The organism is Cytobacillus firmus DS1, from assembly GCF_000565285.1.
GTDB classification, from domain to species: domain Bacteria; phylum Bacillota; class Bacilli; order Bacillales; family Cytobacillaceae; genus Cytobacillus; species Cytobacillus firmus_A.
The window spans coordinates 13,185-32,414 of sequence record NZ_APVL01000029.1 but is presented as its reverse complement, the minus strand read 5'-3'; the positions used below and the strand labels follow the sequence as shown (position 1 = coordinate 32,414).

Below are 19,230 nucleotides of genomic sequence, written 5' to 3'. Positions count from 1 at the left end.
TAATGGGGCAATTAAGCCAGGAAGATATTAATACAGATCTCTTTAATGAAGTTGTAAGATTGAAAAGTGAGCTGGCAGAATCGAAAAAAAATATTGATAGACTTGAAAAGGCATTAATGAAAATTCATTCATGCTCAAGCTCATTGAATGGAAGCGATATTCATTGGTTAACTCTTGAAGCATTGAAGGATAAAAATAGTTATTACGAGGAGAGGTACAGGCTCATTGAGGCGGATGTTCAATTTAGCAGTATTCCTCGTCCTGACTATTCCAAAATGACTAATGAACAGATTGCCAAGAGAACTGAAATGATAGACCAAACATTTGAATGGTTATTCTCTACAGAAGAGAATCACCAATAAGTTTAAAAGCGAAGCCTTGGAAAAATCCAAGGCTTTTTGGCATTTTTGGTGTTTTCTGTAAGTTGAATATGATAGAATATATTTATAAAACTTGTTAATGATTTATTAGACCCATGCGGGACTAATTATGTATTTTTAGAAACACTCTAGTAGTGATCGACTGTGCTCTTTTCCAGCACAAATTCAGTCGAACGTTACTAGAGTGTTTTTTTTTGTTTCAGCACTCATTAACTTTTTAAGGAGGAAGTTATTATGTTTGAAAAAACTACAAATTATTTTAAAAGGTATATTGCTGCAGCAAGAAGAAACAGGCTTTGCTCTAGACAGCAAGCAAAACTAGCCTGGGAAAAGACCGATCAGTTATTAGCTATTGGTAATTATGATGAAGGCGTATTTTATCTTATTCAAGACATCTCAAAATTTGGTAAAGCACTTCCTTATGATGTCATAGTTAAAGGATTTGAAATCGCACTAGGTGAGGGGGCAGCAGCATAATGGATATTAAAGCTATTCAACCAAAGGTGACCACACTCATTCAAAAGGCCTTTTCAAACCAAAAACTTACTCATGCCTATTTATTTAGCGGTGAACCTGGGGCTGGTAAAAAGGATGTCGCGTTTTGGATGGCCAAAAGATTTTTTTGTTTAAATCCTATTCACAATGAACCATGTATGAAGTGTACAGAGTGTAAAAGAATTGACTCGACCAACCATCCAGATTTACATTTCATAGAACCTGATGGACAAAGTATAAAAATTGAGCAGATCCGCTCCTTGCAAAGAGAGTTTCACTTTAAAGGAGTTGAGTCTGATAAGAAATGCTATATCATTGAGCATGTTGATAGGATGACTGTTCAGGCAGCTAATAGCTTGTTAAAGTTTTTGGAAGAGCCCAATGGAACTTCCTTGGCAATTCTTTTAACAGAAAACAAGAATCGTATGCTTGATACGATTATATCTCGTGTACAAGTGTATAAATTTCAACAAGTTTCAAGTGAAGTTTTATATAAAAATTTATTGAATGAAGGATTAGACCCTGATGCAGCATATCTGTTATCTAATATCACTAAGAGTGTGACAAGAGGAAAAGAGTTGCTGGAAGAGGCTTGGTTCTTAAATGCTAAAAATCTATTTTTCAATACTCTAGAAGAGTTTGCTAATAACCCCTTCGGAGCTGTAGTGAAAATACAGACTGAATGGCCGGAGGTTTTTTCCGATAAGAAGAAGCAACAAGTAAGCATGCAGCTCTTTGCTATATGGTTCCAGGAGGTCCTATACTCCCAATTAGGAAGAAGGGTTTCTTTAAATGAGCATGCTCAATTGATTGAACATTTTCGAAACCATTTCCTGATTAATGACTTGGTGTCTATATTAGAAGAGGTTGTAACTGCCAAAGAGAAGTTAAGGTCTAATACTAACTATATCCTAGTATTAGAACAACTTTTGCAAAAAGCTTCATTAGCTGCCTAATTACAAACTTTTAATGATAAACATTTGAAACATATTACTGAGGAGTGCTGTTTAGTGAATTTCATAGAAAAAATGACAAATGAAGAACTAGTAAAAGAGTTTGAACGGATAATCAACAGGATTCAATACTATAGTGCGTCAGGAGAATACTCTTATAAAGATAATCTAGAAGCAGAAATTTTAAAAAGACTTAATGCGTAGTTGGAGATTGATGTGAAAACGCAAATACGCGACTTTAGAGGTGAGTTAATGAGTAATTGGAATGTCTATTTTTGCGGTCTATGTGAGGTAGACTTTGCTGTTAGTAAGAAGACTGATATGGGCGAAAGTTCTTGTCCTAAATGTGAGAGTGGAGAGGAAGTTGTTCGTATAAGTGAAGACTCTAAATAGCAAATGCGTATGTAGATGTGGTATTAGAAAAAGCCTAATTTACAAATAGGAGATGTTACTTTCTTACAAAAATGAATGGAATATGTTAAAAAACTCCCTTACTTTTTTAAGTGTAAAGGGAGTTTTTCTCTTTATAACCATAAGGGGTTTATCTTTTTAAAATGACCTCAGCTGCCTTTAAGCGAATTTCTGGAACTGCGCTATCTAACAATTCTTCAATAACCGATAGTGCCTTTTGTTCCAATGTTTCATGGATTTCATTTTTCACCTTATCCCCATGAATAACATTCATTATTATTTCATAATGCTTAGTTAAATCGGCAATTGTACCAGGGTAGCGCATAGAGCCCTTCAGCTCTTCTGGTAACTCAGAACGCAATAGTGGTTTTTTGTTAAAGAACCACTTCACACTTCTTTGATGTGGGTATCCACTTCCAGCTTTATTTTTGTCTAATAAAGGCTCATAAATATAATCACTATCAATTTCTCCGAAATAGACATCTTTTTTATTATCATCTGGTACCACTACGATATCCCCGTCATTCATAACATTTACCAATGTATTAACATTTCCAATGCCTTCTTCCCAACTATGTTGTTCTAGGAGCTGACGAATTTGACTGTAATCTAAGTTAGTTAAATTTTTTCCTACAGGATAACCTACAGCGATTCGATTGTGTTTTAAGAAATCCTGCATGTGGTTCGTTCCATGTGGAAGAGGGCGTACTAACCAAACATTAACTTTCATTTTACATATCACCTTTTTCGGAAGAATTTGTGTTCACATGTGATTACAAATTTATAATATCACATGTGAATACATGTGTAAACAAATTAATACGATAAATTTTTTAGATCAAGACCAAAAAGAAAAAATATCTGAATATAGGCCTTTGTGAATAATTAAGTTTGCTTAAATCATTTATGAAAGAAAGGATGAGTATTAAGGTAGCGTCTCTATTCAAAGTAACTCGAGAGGAAAAGTTTTATTGGATAATTATTGAATTAAATAGGGATTAAAGGTAATATTAACCTATAAACTTTCTTTTTTTACTATCCGCTCATGCGAGAGGATAACTTATCTTTTAAAAAATACGCCTCAGATGGTGATTGTTTTAATTCAATCGCGATCTGAGGCGTTTTTTATTTTTTTATAAACTTTTTAAGGAGGAATTTTGAATGTTTAAAGTTAATGGAGAGGTGCTGCAAAATACCGTCACATCATTAGTGAAAGGTGCAAAGAAAGCAAGATTGGGAGAAAAGGCTTGTTTTATTAAAACAGAAGGCAGTTTTGTTTCTTTTTATTTCAACGGAGATGATCTTCAGGTTGGTGCGACACGTTCCTAATTAAGATTGGGTGGCATGCGCTACCACAGTCGTAAAGATTAGGGGCTTCTGCATTTCAGGGGAAGCTAAGGAATATACCGAGATTTCAAATGAGGGAGTAACGCCCCGAAGGGAATCCGCGAGGTCGATGGGCACGAACTAATTTGTAAGAATTAGCGTGTCACTAAGCTCGATGTCAAGGTGGAAGAAACCGCCCAGATTGTTGGAAAGCCAGCCCGAGGGGGTCGGTGCGGTTCATGCTGCTTGTGTCTGCCTGTCATGGTGAGAATGTACCTCTAAACTTGGAAAGGTAATGAGGCACTGACGAACTTCCGAATGTACGAATCTATAGTAGAACACCATCTAAGCGGTGGTGGGTAGCATTTTAGCTACGATGGTTGAGGATGAGTAAGAATCTACTTTATGAAAATCCTTACAAAGTTACAGGCTTTGGATGACCATCAGGTTCATAGGAAGCACCTAAAATAGGCACTGAACAATGATGAATTTCTCATTATTGTTCAGTAAAAGATAGGTATATTTCAACGTGGGAAGCGGATAACGTGGAGGACTTACATCCTGTGAAGCGGTACTGAGAAATACTTAAGGTGAGATTAGCCGATAAAGGATAACTCAGTTTCATATTCCGTGATCGTGATGGCATGACCAGTGAACTCGTGATAATAAGCGAGGGAGGAATAGCCATTAGTCTTTCAGAAGGATACACACTTTCTAAAGATTTCTAAAACGGCTCAAGGTTCGAATAAGACTAAGAAAGGTTTATCTGAGCAAACAAATACGTTTGCAAGGAGGTACCGACTTGAATTCGAAGAAGAAATTGAGGCATAACGAATACTATGGGGTTCAGGAATTACTTGATAACCTATATTCGCAAAGTCAAGAAGGGGAAAAATTCTATAATTTAATTGAATTAATGGCAACAAAGGAAAACATTAGACTTGCTTACCGTAATATCAAAAGAAATACTGGTAGCAAAACGAAGGGAACTGATGGTATTACCATTAAGGACCTGGAGAAGTTGAATGTTGAAGAAGTAGTCACGAAAATTAGGAACATGTTTCAATTCTACAGGCCACAGCCTGTTAGGAGGAAAATGATTCCGAAACCCAATGGCAAGGAAAGACCTCTAGGTATTCCTACAATGTGGGACAGACTGTTTCAGCAATGTATCTTACAAATCTTAGAACCTATCTGTGAGGCAAAATTTCACCCTCATTCATATGGTTTCCGACCTAACCGTAGTACTAAACATGCTATTGCTAGGGTAACACAACTGATAAATATTACAGGGACTCATTTCTGTGTAGACGTTGATATAAAGGGTTTCTTTGACAACGTTAACCATGGCAAACTACTTAAACAAATGTGGGCTATTGGGATAAGAGATAAAAGATTATTATCTATTATCTCTGCTATGTTAAAAGCAGAAATCTCTGGAGAAGGAAAGCCGACCAAGGGTACTCCTCAAGGTGGAATTCTATCTCCGCTGCTATCCAATATAGTTCTAAACGAACTGGATTGGTGGGTTAGTAGCCAGTGGGAAAGCTTTCCCGCAAAATGTATCAGAGGAGTTAACAAAGGAAAACCATATAGCGTAAATGATAAGAAATATAGGGCACTAAGAACCAATTCCAAACTAAAGGAATTATTCATTGTAAGATATGCAGATGACTTCAAAATACTATGTCGAACTGCTAGCCAGGCCAAATTGATCCAACTCGCTGTTAAAGACTTTCTTAAGACTCGGCTCAAGCTCGATTGTTCTGAGGAGAAGTCAAAGATTGTCAACCTTAAAAAGCGATACTCAGAATTCTTAGGAATTAAACTGAGGGTCAAGCTGAAGAGTAAAAGAACAGTAGCCAAAAAGGTCAAGGTATCAGATACGGCAGTCGACAATCCTAAAAGAGTCAAAACAACTGGGAGATGTCGAAAACTAACTCGACTCAGCACCGAGTATGACCAAAAATGGGTTGTAACCAGTAATATGACGGAAAAGGCTAAGAATAATGCAGTACTTAAAATTAAAGATGCCATTAAGATAATTCAAAGGAATCCTAATAGGCAGAAAGTAAGTAACTATAATTCGGTTATCTATGGTATACAAAACTATTACAACATGGCAACAAACATAACCGAAGATTTACAAGATATTGACTTTCTTTGTCGTCAAACCTTGAAAAATCGCCTTAAAGATAGGTGGTCTTCCCAAAACGATTTGAAATACGACAAATATCTAGCCGAAAGGTATAAGGGATACAATTGGAAGAAGAAAGCGATCCAAAACAAAATTTTGGCTCCAATTTTCGCCCAGAGACATGTAAGCCCTATGAACATCGGAAAAGATATCTGTGATTTCACAGTCAAAGGAAGAAAGGCTATACACGAACGGTTAATAAAAATTGACCCTAATATTCTTCATTATGTTATGTCAAAGTACAATCCGGAGAAATCCATTGAATATAACGACAATCGGATTTCAAAGTTTATTTCACAGAACGGAAAATGTGCAATCACTAAAGAGGTATTAGGTAAGCAAGGATGGGAATGTCATCACATCATCCCTTTCAGGGAAACGGGAGATGACCGATACCAAAACCTAATTATCTTAGTGGATGAGATACACAAAATGATAAGAATAAAAAGTGAGGCAAAACTCATGCAGGTCATACAAAAATACTCACTGAATAAGGAACAAATCGATAAGATAAACTTCCTTAGAAAGTTCGAAGGTATGCCACTTATCGGTAAGGTTGCCATTTAGGAAACAACAAATCATACATTAACTTATAGAAAAAGTGTATTTGGAGAAAGATGGAACGCCGTGTGAGTTCGAAAGTCTCATGCACGGTGTGAGGCGGGGGAAAACCTGGAGATAATATCAAAAGGTTACCTATCGCGCAGAGAAAAAAATTGAAGCAGAGATCACAGGAAATTTAGATATTGCTACTTCTATGTTGGAACTAGATCTAAAAGTATCAGCCCTGCCTTCGGATGAAGAAATCATTGTGGAGTTAGAAGGTAGCCTTCTAAATTTACGCTGGGGCCGATCTTCAAAAATTGCTTGTGAAACCATAGCTGAGACAGCACCGCTAATTGATATTCCGAATACAATTGAGACTGTTACCTGGGAACCTGGAATATTACATTCCTTCTCCCGTTCAATGCCACCCTTTGCTGCATTAAGCAATTCCCAAATGGCGAAAGCAAACCCTTGTCTTCAAGGTTTATATTTTGCTATGGATGATACGGGGGAAGTATTGATAAGAGCCAGCAATGGTGCTAGAGCAGTCACATTACGCTCAGAAAAAGTTAAGTGGTTTGAGGGTATGCAATTCTCAATTCCTACAGAAAGCATTTGCGGATTAGCTGATTTGTTGCCTTCAGATAGTGAAATATCTATTGGTATTAATGAGGCCAGGACGCTTTTAGTATTTCAAGCTGGATTGACAACCGCTGTGAGCAGATTATTGGCAGGGAAGTTTCCTGATATTGATCGATCTTACAGTGATAAAGATGCGGCAGGTACGAAATGGACGTTTGATCGGATGGAATTAATTGAATTATGTAGGAGGGCCAGACGTTTGGCACCAAGTCGCCCGGTCATTACTTTTAGAACAGAAGGAGCTAAAACAAAAATTGATTTAGAGAGTATTCTGACTCAGCAGCTCGGAGCAATGTGTGAGGGTGAACAGTTTGAGTTCGCGGTTAACGCTGAATATGTTGAGTTAGCAGCAAGTTTATTCCGAACAGAGGAAATTTTAATTCTGTTTAAGGATAAAACTTCTCCGCTTACCATTGCCTGTGAACAAACGGATCACATTCGAGCACTTGTTGGGCAAATGCAGAAATAATCTGAAGGGGGTGAAAAGCACTGCGCTATTTTGCGTGGTGCTTTTTCTATTATGACAAAAATGTTCTATACCAATAAGGGAATCGATTTTAAAACCAATTCACTGAAAGCTGAGCTTACGAAAAATGAATGTTTATCTTGTTCAAATAATCATGAACTTCGGTTTAGTTTTACCGTAACAAATAGAAATGGGGAAGAAAAGACTCATTATAGAACCACAAATCCACTTTCTTGGCACCATCAGGTAAAGTATGCAAATAAAGAGCTCGTGGATAATCCCGCTGTAAGTGCTTTAAATGAGTGGGGTTTTAATATAGATGGTGGTTCAATTGGGCGCGTGCAAAAAGTCTTAAATGCTAAATTGAAAAAATTCCATTGGAATAGTAAATCCTTAGAGGATGTTAAGGATTCAGAAAGGTATAAAAGAGCCTTAGGTTTAGTGGAAAGTCAATATGGTGGCATCTTATCAGATGGAAAGCAATTAGCCCCATATCAAAAAGAAGGGGCCGCCCTTATGATTGCGAATCAAAGACTTTTCCTGTGCTTTGACATGGGGCTGGGTAAAACTTTGACATCATTAGTTGGAGCAACTGCTAATCCGGATAATGACAAGATATTAATTATCAGCATGAGTCGTAACTTAAATGACTGGATCCGTGAAATAAAGGTACTCGGTTTGGAAGAAGAGTATATACAACTTAAAAACCCTGCAGATCTTCACTCATCAAAGAGGATTCATATCGTCAGTTATGAAAAATGGTCTCAGGGAAGAATTGTGTTTGCACCAATAAAGCATGAATCCTGTCCGACTTGTACAAGTGCTTTGAACTTTAATAAAAGCATGCAATATTGCCATATTTGCAAAGAAAAAGCGTTACAGCAAAGTGAGCGCTATTCGATGGATAGACTCCCGGTAAAATGCCCTTGCTGCCATAATGAGTGGAAGAATAAAACACTCTTTTGTGAATGTGGATTTACAGTTATCAAAGAGCGAAAAAAGCCTTTATCCTCCTACTTTCATAGAGGATATGATGCCGCTATTGTAGACGAGGGCCACTATCTAAAAAATGGAGATTCTCAAAGGAGCAAGTCAGTCGTTCGTAGAGTGAAAACTAAACGGAGGACAATATTGACAGGCACTCCAGCAGAAAATGGATCTTCAGATCTTTTTTGGCAGTTAGTTTGGTTAACAGGTTGTGGTTCTCATTTTGAGGATCCTCTCTTCCGTGAACCTTTTCAAGGACATGGGAAAGTAGGGGAAGAACACTTTGGGGTTTATTACGGTGGGGGCCATGCCAAGACTTTGCTTGAGACAGATTCTATTCAATCACGTGTTTCTCATCAAGAGGAATTATGGAATCTATTAGATACCTTAATGCTAAGAAAGACCAAACAAGACAAAGACGTTAATTCTTATATAAAGGTCCCTAAGCCAAAACATATTCGTAGGCATCTGGACATGATTAAAGCAGATAAAGATCTATATGATAATATCCTCAATCAATTCAAAGAGTGGTATAAACAGGAGCTTGCAAAAAGGGAAGCCGCGGAATTTAGAGGCGAAAAATATAAAATCAATGCCATACAGGTCTGTTCGTGGTTAACAAAGCTTCGTCAAGCAGCGAGCTGTCCATGGACATTCGAGGAATACAAGCCTTCTAAGACAGAGCAGCCTACCAAAATTAGATATCTAATCGATAAAGCAAAAAACTATCTAAGAACAGGGAAGAAAATGCTGGTCTTTACTTCTCATAAAGCAACGGCCGAACAATTAGGTGTCCTCTTAGATGAAATACTGCCTGGTAAGTCTGCAGGATATATTCATGGCTCTGTTGATATGAAGTACCGGTTTGAACTGATGAATCGATTTCAAGATCCAAATGATAATCTATCAATTTTAATCATGACGACCAAAACTGGAGCCGAGTCCTACACGTTAACTGAAGCGCGTGCTGTCTTCTTGTATGATTTAGAATTTAACTCAAAGAAGATCGAGCAATGTTATTCACGTGCTGTCAGATGGGGGCAGCATTTTGAAGTAGATATTCATTGGCTAATTTCTGTCGGGACAATAGATGCCAATATGCACGGGCTGGTTTTGTCCAAGCAATCAGGTGTTGACCTGGCCATTGATCGTAAAGAATTAGATTTTAAAGAAATCGCTAAGGAATTTGAAGGTGACGAGGGTATAGAGCCAGATGAAATTGACTATGAGGCTTTTGCTGCTGACATGTTATCTTCAGGCACCAAAAGAGAAGAAATCTTTGTTTCATAATAACATAATTTTTAGGAGGAAGTATAATGGAACCCATTTTTAATCCAGCTTCAGAAAAACTAATTATTGAGTGGATTGAGAGTAAAAAGGGGGAATCACCCAAGCGTCATTATTACGAAAAAAAACCTCTAAAACTTCAATTTCATCCTAAGGAGAGGAGTAAGTTAGTGCGTGCATACTTTACAGGCGAGATGCCTGCCTGGCTAAAACGCTATGCTGATCATCATACCTTTAAAGTGCAAGCACTGTCACATGAGGGAAAGTCTGGTTGGTGGATTGCAAGATGGGGTGGTTTTTTAGAGAATCCTTTATCATCGCCAACCATAAAGGGGGCCATCGGACAACTGTTGGAACAAGTTCCAAATGTTTGTGCAGACTTAAAAGAAAAAATTAATGATAATCTTCAAGTTATTGAAAATAACCTGTTGACTGATCCTGCTGCTTTTCAATCTTTTGGTTTATACTTTGAACCTGAAACCTGTGAAAAGGAAGGTGGATGTCTTCTGATAGAAGAGGACGTCATACCCATAAGACAAGAAAGTGATACGGATGAAGACTATAAGAATCGAATTGAAGCAGAGGGTAAATTAGCGGAGTTGGTGTGGGAAATTACATTGCCATTGCCAGATTCTTTATCTTTAGCGGATAACATAGAGCACTTAGAAGAAATTGATATAGAACTAGATGAAAATGAGGAAGTTATTGAAATAACAGAGAACGAAGAAGTGATTGACTTAGATTCCCTTGATGTTGAATCTATAGAATTTCCTATTTTAGAGGAAGTTGTAGAAGACTTTTATCAGGGAGATATTGAATTGTTGGATGATGAGGACATTATTTTGTTGGAAGATGTTGAGACAGAGATACCTACTACTGCTGAAAATGAACAGACGAACGCAACAGAGGAAGCCAGTGATTATTCCGATGAAGTGGATAAAGTAGATATCATTCAAGAAGATGTATCTTCACCAATAGAAGAGCCTATCGGATCTACTGAGAGTACTCCATCTTTCAGTGGAAAAGTGATAGAGCGAGATGACAAAAAATCAAAAGTCTTGGCTGGACAAACGTTACTATTTTAGTTGTAAAGTTATATTTACCCGCTCATTTATTGATAAACTTGGATAACTTTGCTAATATAAGGGTATATATTTCTTTTGATTTTTTTATCTTTTTCCATGCGGAAGGAGAGTTTGTCGTTTTACTTATAAGCTCCAATTCGGGAGATACGTATATACTTAATTACTGTAGACAGTTTAAATAATATTCAAGCCCATTAGGGAAGTGATGCAATTTGCGTTCATTCCTTAATGGGCTTTTTTATATATAAGCTTAACTTTTTTAAGGAGGAAGAAAAATGATTAATGGTGTACATGCAATTCTGATCTTTGTCGGGGTTATTGTCGCAATTGGGATGCTTCCTGTATTTACCGAAGCAGCCTACGAAAGAAAAGCGAGGAAATGGAACACGCCGCAGCAATTTACTTGGGATGTGAATATGCAACCAGTTTCCATTCAAACCCCAACCGTTCAAACTTCTTTATTTGAAGATGATAGTGATTATGGGGATTTGATCCGAGAAGCAGCTATATCTACCATTGGGCCTGAAAAACCGGAAACAACATCGGATATCCCGGTATTCTCAGCTGATAGCCTTAACCCAGAGGTAGAATACAGTATTCCTACAGAGGATACTTTAGCGAATGTTGATAAGCTTATTGCGCTGACATCTGAAGATGAAAGCGAGGACCTTGCAGAGATTTATGAAAGCATGCACAATCTGGTTAATTTTGAACAAGTAAACGTCTTTACAGATGAACATCCAGCTCAGGAGAGTGTTCTACCTGACAATCAGTTTAGGTCTATTTCTAGAAAATACGGAGATAAAGTAGCCAGGATGATCACAGCTACTCCCTCTAACACCATGATTGAAGGGATACATACCATGATTGGGAAAGTAGATGAAAACGATAATGGGTTTACCTTAAAGTACGGAGACCATTCAGTTGAGATGGTAGGTCCTAAGGTCCCTAGATATTACGGGGATGTCGTATTAGTATCAGGACATTTTATTACGGCGGACAAGTTTCATGTTGAAGAATACTTGGACCCAGAATTAGAGGCACTTGGTTATCGCCAGGATAGTGAGGATAATGCAACAACAGCTGCAGTGATGTAATGAGAAAGGGAAAAGATACTTTGTATCTGTTTCCCTCTCTATGTTTTTATAGCGATGAAAATATAGAGAGGGGTGCAGGTAGCCTTATTTGAAGGGGATTGTCGATTTTTTAAAAATTTATGGAAATTTTACTAAAACATAGTGCAAAAGGAATATTTTGTATTATAATGTTGATAGTTTCATAAAAAAATAGAGAAAATTTTTTTAAAAAATGGAGATTAATAAGGATAATCCGTTCGGGTAGGCAATAAGCACTAATAAATCATAAGGAGGATTTTTAAATTGTCTAATATTAACACCTTTTTGCTAGAGAATGCCGCTTTAGCAAACAAGTTATCGAACGAGCTATTATCTGATCACGATTTACAAAGCTTTTTTTATTTCAACTCAGAAGGTACAGTTCACCTTCATACCCGTAATTACAAGTTAATCAAAATTAATATCGAGACTTGCGATGGAATAAAGAGTTTCAAAATCCGTCAATCCGAAAAATATCCAAAAGTTAAAAAAGGTATTGAAAAGAACGTTAATGGGAAATCGTTTTATAATTTTGTAAAACTATTAGCCCATCTTATTAAATACAGTAATGACGACTTTCAGGATAAAGTAGCTAGCTTTTCGTACAAAAGGGACGAAGATAGTGGTTTGTTAACCTCACTTCGCAAGACATTGATTCCTAACTAAAAGCGAATTATAGGATTTTACAGGAGGACGTTATGGATAATAAAACTAATATTAAATCGTATCAAAAAGAGAACATCGCATTGGCTCACCAAATTAAGTTAGAACTAACGAATGATTTGGAGTATAAAAGAAAGTTCACACAAACGTTAGAAGGTACTTTCAGTTTTCATACTCGAAATTATTCATTACAGAGAATGAATTACGAGGTTCCCGATAAGGAAATTATGGTGGATGGGCAAGGGATTGACCCGAAGGAGCAGAACGATAAAGCTCTGCTGGATGAATCACAATATAAATTATTTATTACCCTTGTGATCCAAAACCTAAGGTATAACCATGAGTTTCTTGGGAATACAACTCTTTACTATACCTATAAGGCAGATAATGAACTGGGGAAAGTATTTACTGTTCATTTCAATCGCGATATGACACGCCATTTTGGAAACAGGTAATATAAGAATATATTGACATAAATGTCAAATTCTTATAGAATCATAGTAGAAATTAAATATTGCAATAAAAGCGGAAGAACCGCATTCAGGCTTGAAACCTGTTTGTGTGTTCTTCCGTTTTTTTTTGTTTAAAGGAGGTGAGGGGAATGAGCCTTTATAGTTTATTTAATAATATTGCGTATTTAGGTACGGGTACTACTACTAAACTAAATTCCATTTACACAACAAATACAAATAATAACCTATACAATGCTGTAAAGAAAATTGTTGAGTTAGTAGGCGGTGTTGGCGGTTTATTGTTTACTTTAGCCATATTAATTATTACGTTGTTCATTATTTTTGGATCAATTAGTGCTGCGAAGATGCGTACTGTTTGGATCTCATTAATTAGCTGTTGCTGTGGCGCCTTTGTTTTTTACGCGGCCTATTATCTATCAGATACTATTGCAGCTATAGCAGCAAAGTAAGGGAGGGGTGGAGTTATCCACTCTTCTTTTTTAAAGGAGGTATGAACACTTGGAAATTATCGTACCCATAGACCTGACAGAAGAGGAGAAAGAAATTTTAGCCATCTTTTCCAAAAGGCAGTTCATGATTGTATTTCCCACTATATTTTTGGCTTTAGCTAACTTCGTATTTGGTAATATCCCCTTTGTGGTAGGAATTCTAGATGGGATTTTACGTTTTTCCTTTTCTGTCTTTATGCTCGGAACAGCCATTGCCCTTGCTTATGTAAAACTTGATAAATATGAGATGTATTTATCAGAATTTATCCTTGTCAAAATTAAATATCATCGATCTCAAAAAATCTATCATCCCTAAAAAAGGAGGGGTAAAATGTTTAATATTTTCATAATGATTTCCACTGTTTTTACTCTTTCTGTTTTAGGTTTCTTGGTTGTTGCAAAAAAGAGGATGGATAATAATGAGCCGATTGCTGGATGGAAGAGAAAACAATATCTAAAAGAACAACAGGAAGCGGAAAGTGGTTACGCAGAGGTTGTTGAGAAAAAAACTAAACCAGATAAACCAAGTGGAGAGTCGCTTAAAGATCTAATTGGATTAAAGGACATTAAGTATGGAATCTTCGAAAAGTCGAAAAATGAGTATTCTTTAATCATTGCAACAGACTTTGTTAACTTTGACCTTCTTAATGCAAGCGAACGCCAGAGTATTATCTTAGGATATCAGTCATTATTTCGAGTCATCAATTTCCCAGTCCAAATATTAGGTCAAGCTGTAAGGCAAGATCTAAGAAAAGAGGAAGTTCGATTTAAGGAAAATTTAGAAGCCGTCAATCCACAAACCAGAGAATACAACGAGCGGGTTATTAGCCATATAAAATCTCGTACGATCAATGACTTTCGTTTAACCAGAAACGTCTTTTACGTTGTGAGCTACATATATGAACCGTCTAAAATGGGGAAATTAACCGCCGCCCAAAAAGAAAAGAAAATCGCTGAAACCCTTTATCAACAGGCGGTTATTGTTCAGAAAATGTTAGCCCGGGCAAAAATTGAAAGTGATATTTTGAATTCTTTGGAAGCGATGGAAGTCTTGAAGAGAGCCTTAAACCGCGACCGTATGTTGGTTCATCCAATTGAATCTGTGGTCCAAAGTGGTAAAGAAAAGATCACCAGCTTTATTACTGCAGATCCTACTACTTTACCGGGGTTTGATGAATTAGTTCAAGATATAGGGGAGGTTATGGATAATAATGAAACTGTTCAAGAAGAAACAGCTGGAGTCTCCGAAGCCAGTTAATAACGATAAAGAATTATCGTTTCCTTCCTTAATAGATAATGCTTTAAATGATGGAGTAACTTTTTTAGATGACTATTTCACCATTCAATCAGGATTAGGGAATATCAAATATGGCAGAACCATCTTTGTGAAACCAAGTGGTTACCCCAGAACAGTTCGTATTAATTGGCTAGAAGGATTATTTATGGGAAATGACATTGATGTATCGGTGCTTGTTGAACCATTCCATCGTACTGAGGCCGTAAGGAAATTGAAAAATAAGATAGACCAGCTTGAAACGGTATTCCACTCTGCCGCTAAAAATGAGAATGGTGCAAGAATGGAAGAATCAATGCAAAAACTTCAAGATAGTAAGTTTTTAAGGGATCAAATCCGTAACAATCAAAACGGACTATACTATGCAAGTATTACAGCTACGGTTTATGCAGATTCACTTACTGAGTTGAACCAAAAATGTGTTGATGTCGAAACCACATTGGGTGGTGAATCCATTGAGTTAATTAATGCTTATGGCCGGCAAAGGGAAGGATTTCTTTGTACGTTGCCTCTTGGAAATAATTTTTTAGCTAACACCTCTAGAAATCTAGATCAAACTGCTTTAACCGCCATCTTCCCACACACCTCTTCTAAACTGAACCACACCGGTGGGATGCCAATTGGTGTGTATGGGAACGAATACGTTTATTACAACAACTTTGATAAGAAACTTAACAATTATAATGTGGGCATTTTTGGGGAGTCTGGAGCCGGTAAGGGTGTTTTTGTTAAGCAAATTATTGGTCGTGGCTTCAGTGATGGAATAAACAGAGTTGTGATTTTTGATGTTGAGCCCGAATACACAGGATTGACTCGTGCCTTAGGTGGGTGTGTCATCGAATTAAGATCGGACACCTATAAAGGAAAAAGCAGCAGAATCAACCCATTAGATATATATGTTGAAAAAGAAGTAATAAACAAAAATACAGAAGACGAATACATCCTGGAAAAAGTAAACATTAATGAAAAGGTTAAAGAAGCCATCGAGTTTTTTAAAGTCATGAAAGAAGCTGCCACTGGGGTAGCAGGTGCAAGCTTAACTCCTACAGAGTTAGGAATTCTAGATGAAATACTAAATTTACTCTATCACGACAAGGGAATTACAGAAGACCCAGAATCCCTGTTTATACAGCAACAAGAAGTCGATGAGCAAGGAAACATTATCTGGCTTAAAAGATATGTTGAGATGCCAACCATTTCCGACGTCCTACATGAAATTGAAAAGAGGATGAAGGAAGGAACACCTAACTTAGAGGAGTTAAAAAGCGTAATTACCCTCTTTACAGCTGGGCGGGCATTTGGAATGTTTGATGGCCAAACGGAATTAATTACGGAGCAAGATGTTGATTTAGATACTGCGCCAATTATCTGCTTTGATATCTCAAGGCTTTCCTCGAATGGAATTGAGAGGCCCTTAGCGCAACATGTTCTAAATATTTGGACCTGGAATCGTTTTATCAAAAACGATCCTAAAACAAAAAAGCGGGTTGTGGCCGATGAGTTCTGGATGCAGCTTAAGTATCCTAGTATGTTGGAGTTCTTTAAGCTTTTGTCTGCGAGGGGACGGAAATGGAATGTAAGCATGACCATCGTTTCTCAGCGATATGAAATGTTTCATCGAAGCCAAGAAGCACAGGATATTATCGCTCAATTAAATACGGTGGCCTTTCTAAAACAATCAGATCAAGACATTGAGCCGATTCTTGAGACCTTCCGCTTTTCAGAAGAAGTTGGCCAAATGATACGTACTGCTGATACAGGGGATGTGCTTTTAAAAGCGGGTAAGGAGATCGTTTATTTTCGGAGTGAACCCACTCCTGATGAATGGGTATACCTTAACACGAATCAGAATATCAGTGTGGGAAGTTAAGTGAGGTAGGAAATGAAAAAGACTATCCTATTATCTCTCCTGATATTTTGCATTCTAAGTTCGGTTTTTCCTGCTTCTGCTTTTGCTGAATCAAAGACAAGTGAGAATTCTGAGTTTGTTCCTTCATACACTTGGTCATGCGGAAATCCCTTGATTGATAAGAAAGTAAATGAAAAGATTAAAGACTTTAAAGAAAATGATGCCAATATGGCGGAAAAGTTCATGGTAAGTCAGGTAGAAAACATGTTTAATATCGGAGGAATTGCCGGACTTAACACTCTGGTCTTTGGTAATCCCTACTGCGTTTGGATGGATAAAAATGACACTCTTTCAAATGATGGTATTTTTACGGTCAAGGAAAGAGAGAAAATTATTGATCCTATGCTTAAATTGTTTGCCGGTGCGTATGTTGCGATATTGACACTTGCGATTCTGCTTTCTGCCTTAAAGTTAGGTTTTAATTCCATGAATCCGCAATCGAGAGCTGACTTCTGGCAGGACTCTAAGATGTGGATTGTATCTGCATTATTCATGGTGTTTTTTACTCAGTTTACCAATATCATTTTCGGCTTAAATACAGCTGTCATTATAGGGATCAGGGATGTTCTAACCAAAAGTGGCGTTGAAATCGACGGAGTTTCTATAATTTCTGGATTTGAGGATATGAAAAATGTATTTGGTGTAATGTCCTTGATCATAACTTTTTTAGCAGAATGGACTTTGTCTGCAATCCTGAACTTTGTCTATATATCTAGAAAAATCATTATCCTTGTCCTTTTGGTTATGGGACCAATTGCCGCTTATTCACTGATGTTCAATAAGTCCAGAGGATTTTTCGGGGTATGGACTAAAGAGTTGATTGGAAATACATTCCTCCAATCAATCCATGCCATTGTGTTATTCGCTTTTGCTTCCTTTTCAGCTCTAGGAGCAGGAGTAATCATGAAGTTAGGATTAATGATGATGTTTATCCCTGTCAGTGGAATGATTTCTAGATGGTTAAACATTGGAGATTCTTCTACTAAACTTGGACAAGCGCTAACCATGACAGGATTAGGCGGTATTATGACTACCATGATGGTAGCAAACCAGGCCGGGAACATCATTCGAGGGGGAAACCTTTCAACTTTTGGATCGAATTCAACGCTTGCTTCATCCGCAGAAAACAGTTTAATTAATGCGGGTGGAGGTAGTGATTCCCAGTCCACAAGGATTTCGGCTTTAGCTACGGGGTCAAACTCTTCAACTTGGCAAGCAGTAAAGAAAGGTACCGGAGCTGTCGGTGCATTCATTGGTGGTGCCGCTGGAGCAGTGACGATGAATCCTTTAGGAATTATGGCTGGCGCAAAAGCTGGACAGAAAGTTGCTGAAGGTGTGTTACAGGGTTCCAGAGGGACAGCTGCAGGATTGATGAATACGTTTAGCACTGTAAAAGAAGCGGCTGCTTACAGTGGTGCTGATGGATCTGGTTTCAGAGCCTTTATGGGTAACCTTGACCGAAGAAGAGAATTTGCAGGAAATCTTGGTGAGTCAATAGGGAGTATGACAGGATCACAAGCGTTAAGCCAGATGGGAAGAAGAATTGGCCATGGGCTAAGCGGTGTCTCCCGAAATGATCTAACACATGCTTCTCCAGCTATAGGTGGGGCAGGTGGCCAGACATGGGAACAGCTTTCTAAGCTAAATCCTGGGGCAGAGGTAATGAATGTCCAAACAAATCGCTCATCAGCCTTTTATATGAAGGATCAAAGTGGGCAATGGTCTCAAGTAGGGATAAAGGGAGCAGCAGATTCATCTCTGAAAAACGGTTCAGTCAGAGCTACTTCTTTTAGATTGGGACATGCACAACAAGGGGTTCCCCAACTGCAACCTAACGGGAGTTATCGCCTATCGAATGATACACAAGGTTTCAATAGTGGGCTAAATACGCAAAGCAGTGGTACTGCGACTACCTCTATGGCTTCTAATATAACAGCTAATGCATTAGGTGCAGCTATGGGGCCAGGAATTATGAGAACTTCGTTACAAGCTCCAGGAGGCACTTTACCGGTTCATACAGGAAGTAACTTCATTCCTGGTTCAAGTGCAAATACAGGCAGTTCACTCAGTTCCGTTCCAGGTGCAGGTATGCAAGAGAGTCCGAATCATGCTGTAAGTACTCCAACAGCTGGTGGCTTTGAGGGACATCCTCAAAATACAACTGTAGGTCTGCCAGGATCAACTCCTTATCTTATGAGAACTGGCAACTCCTATATTGTAGGAGGAGGAAACCGGGACGGCATAATTGACCAATCTACTTTAGTGGCGGCGCAATCCCCTAATCGGATTGTCGATTCTACATTTGACGCTTCGAAAATAAATCCTGATGCGTATGTTGCCTATTCAGCGCTTAATCATAATGCGAATACAGGCAGTGATCGGATGGCAGAGACATTAAATAGAACTCAGAGCACTATGAAGAGCGCGACTGGTTGGGTCATGAGTGGTACTAGAGGAAAAAAAGTGAACGAGAGAAGAAGAGAAATCGTATAACACATACGATTTTCTCTTCC

The 19,230-nt window shown here is 37.8% G+C and carries 18 protein-coding genes; 17 read left to right on the top strand and 1 reads right to left on the bottom strand.

What is annotated here, in order from left to right; genetic code table 11:
• Window positions 1-2: 2 nt before the first annotated feature.
• The 4 genes from PBF_RS26905 to PBF_RS26255 all read left to right on the top strand — a co-directional run bounded on the left by PBF_RS26905 (window position 3) and on the right by PBF_RS26255 (window position 2,032).
• Entirely contained in the window at window positions 3-362 is a 360-nt protein-coding gene (locus PBF_RS26905; protein ID WP_235192320.1) for a hypothetical protein, read from the top strand.
• A 252-nt stretch (window positions 363-614) separates the two neighbouring features.
• Window positions 615-857 carry a hypothetical protein gene (locus tag PBF_RS22295; RefSeq protein ID WP_035332918.1) on the top strand — a complete coding sequence of 81 codons (243 nt, stop codon included), beginning with the start codon at window positions 615-617 and terminating at the stop codon, window positions 855-857.
• Window positions 857-1,831 carry a DNA polymerase III subunit delta' gene (holB, locus tag PBF_RS22290; protein ID WP_035332916.1) on the top strand — a complete coding sequence of 325 codons (975 nt, stop codon included), beginning with the start codon at window positions 857-859 and terminating at the stop codon, window positions 1,829-1,831. The genes PBF_RS22295 and holB overlap by 1 nt, the downstream gene beginning before the upstream one ends.
• A gap of 54 nt (window positions 1,832-1,885) precedes the next feature.
• Entirely contained in the window at window positions 1,886-2,032 is a 147-nt protein-coding gene (locus PBF_RS26255) for a hypothetical protein (protein ID WP_160169280.1), read from the top strand.
• Between the two features lie 337 nt (window positions 2,033-2,369).
• Here the strand turns inward: PBF_RS26255 and PBF_RS22285 are convergent, their stop codons facing one another.
• Window positions 2,370-2,969, bottom strand: a complete 600-nt coding sequence (locus PBF_RS22285) for a restriction endonuclease (RefSeq protein WP_035332915.1) — start codon at window positions 2,967-2,969, stop codon at window positions 2,370-2,372.
• A 431-nt stretch (window positions 2,970-3,400) separates the two neighbouring features.
• On the opposite strand from PBF_RS22285, the gene PBF_RS26250 reads away from it, so the two are divergent.
• The 13 genes from PBF_RS26250 (at window position 3,401) to PBF_RS22225 (ending at window position 19,210) form a co-directional block, all read left to right on the top strand.
• The gene (locus tag PBF_RS26250; RefSeq protein ID WP_160169279.1) at window positions 3,401-3,568 is read left to right on the top strand and encodes a hypothetical protein; all 168 of its coding nucleotides are present in this window, start codon (window positions 3,401-3,403) and stop codon (window positions 3,566-3,568) included.
• 799 nt (window positions 3,569-4,367) lie between these two features.
• On the top strand, window positions 4,368-6,329 hold the full coding sequence (ltrA, locus tag PBF_RS22280) for a group II intron reverse transcriptase/maturase (protein ID WP_035332913.1): 1,962 nt from the start codon (window positions 4,368-4,370) through the stop codon (window positions 6,327-6,329).
• A 190-nt stretch (window positions 6,330-6,519) separates the two neighbouring features.
• Window positions 6,520-7,419, top strand: a complete 900-nt coding sequence (locus tag PBF_RS22275; protein WP_035332911.1) for a hypothetical protein — start codon at window positions 6,520-6,522, stop codon at window positions 7,417-7,419.
• Window positions 7,420-7,470: 51 nt separating this feature from the next.
• Window positions 7,471-9,693 (top strand): DEAD/DEAH box helicase, encoded by a 2,223-nt coding sequence (locus PBF_RS26900; RefSeq protein WP_235192319.1) that lies wholly within the window; start codon window positions 7,471-7,473, stop codon window positions 9,691-9,693.
• A gap of 26 nt (window positions 9,694-9,719) precedes the next feature.
• Window positions 9,720-10,775, top strand: coding sequence for a hypothetical protein (locus tag PBF_RS22265; protein WP_035332907.1), 1,056 nt, complete (start codon window positions 9,720-9,722; stop codon window positions 10,773-10,775).
• A 275-nt stretch (window positions 10,776-11,050) separates the two neighbouring features.
• Window positions 11,051-11,872: a hypothetical protein gene (locus tag PBF_RS22260; protein ID WP_035332905.1), complete on the top strand. Its 822-nt coding sequence runs from the start codon at window positions 11,051-11,053 to the stop codon at window positions 11,870-11,872.
• Between the two features lie 282 nt (window positions 11,873-12,154).
• Window positions 12,155-12,556 carry a hypothetical protein gene (locus PBF_RS22255; RefSeq protein WP_035332902.1) on the top strand — a complete coding sequence of 134 codons (402 nt, stop codon included), beginning with the start codon at window positions 12,155-12,157 and terminating at the stop codon, window positions 12,554-12,556.
• 32 nt (window positions 12,557-12,588) lie between these two features.
• On the top strand, window positions 12,589-13,008 hold the full coding sequence (locus PBF_RS22250) for a hypothetical protein (RefSeq protein WP_035332900.1): 420 nt from the start codon (window positions 12,589-12,591) through the stop codon (window positions 13,006-13,008).
• A 146-nt stretch (window positions 13,009-13,154) separates the two neighbouring features.
• On the top strand, window positions 13,155-13,475 hold the full coding sequence (locus tag PBF_RS22245) for a hypothetical protein (RefSeq protein ID WP_035332898.1): 321 nt from the start codon (window positions 13,155-13,157) through the stop codon (window positions 13,473-13,475).
• A 49-nt stretch (window positions 13,476-13,524) separates the two neighbouring features.
• Window positions 13,525-13,830 carry a PrgI family mobile element protein gene (locus PBF_RS22240; RefSeq protein WP_035332896.1) on the top strand — a complete coding sequence of 102 codons (306 nt, stop codon included), beginning with the start codon at window positions 13,525-13,527 and terminating at the stop codon, window positions 13,828-13,830.
• Between the two features lie 15 nt (window positions 13,831-13,845).
• Window positions 13,846-14,772 (top strand): hypothetical protein, encoded by a 927-nt coding sequence (locus PBF_RS22235; protein WP_035332894.1) that lies wholly within the window; start codon window positions 13,846-13,848, stop codon window positions 14,770-14,772.
• Window positions 14,726-16,678, top strand: a complete 1,953-nt coding sequence (locus PBF_RS22230) for a VirB4 family type IV secretion system protein (protein ID WP_152539726.1) — start codon at window positions 14,726-14,728, stop codon at window positions 16,676-16,678. The genes PBF_RS22235 and PBF_RS22230 overlap by 47 nt, the downstream gene beginning before the upstream one ends.
• A gap of 12 nt (window positions 16,679-16,690) precedes the next feature.
• Complete coding sequence (locus tag PBF_RS22225) at window positions 16,691-19,210, top strand: hypothetical protein (RefSeq protein WP_035332892.1); 2,520 nt, start codon at window positions 16,691-16,693, stop codon at window positions 19,208-19,210.
• Window positions 19,211-19,230 lie beyond the last annotated feature (20 nt).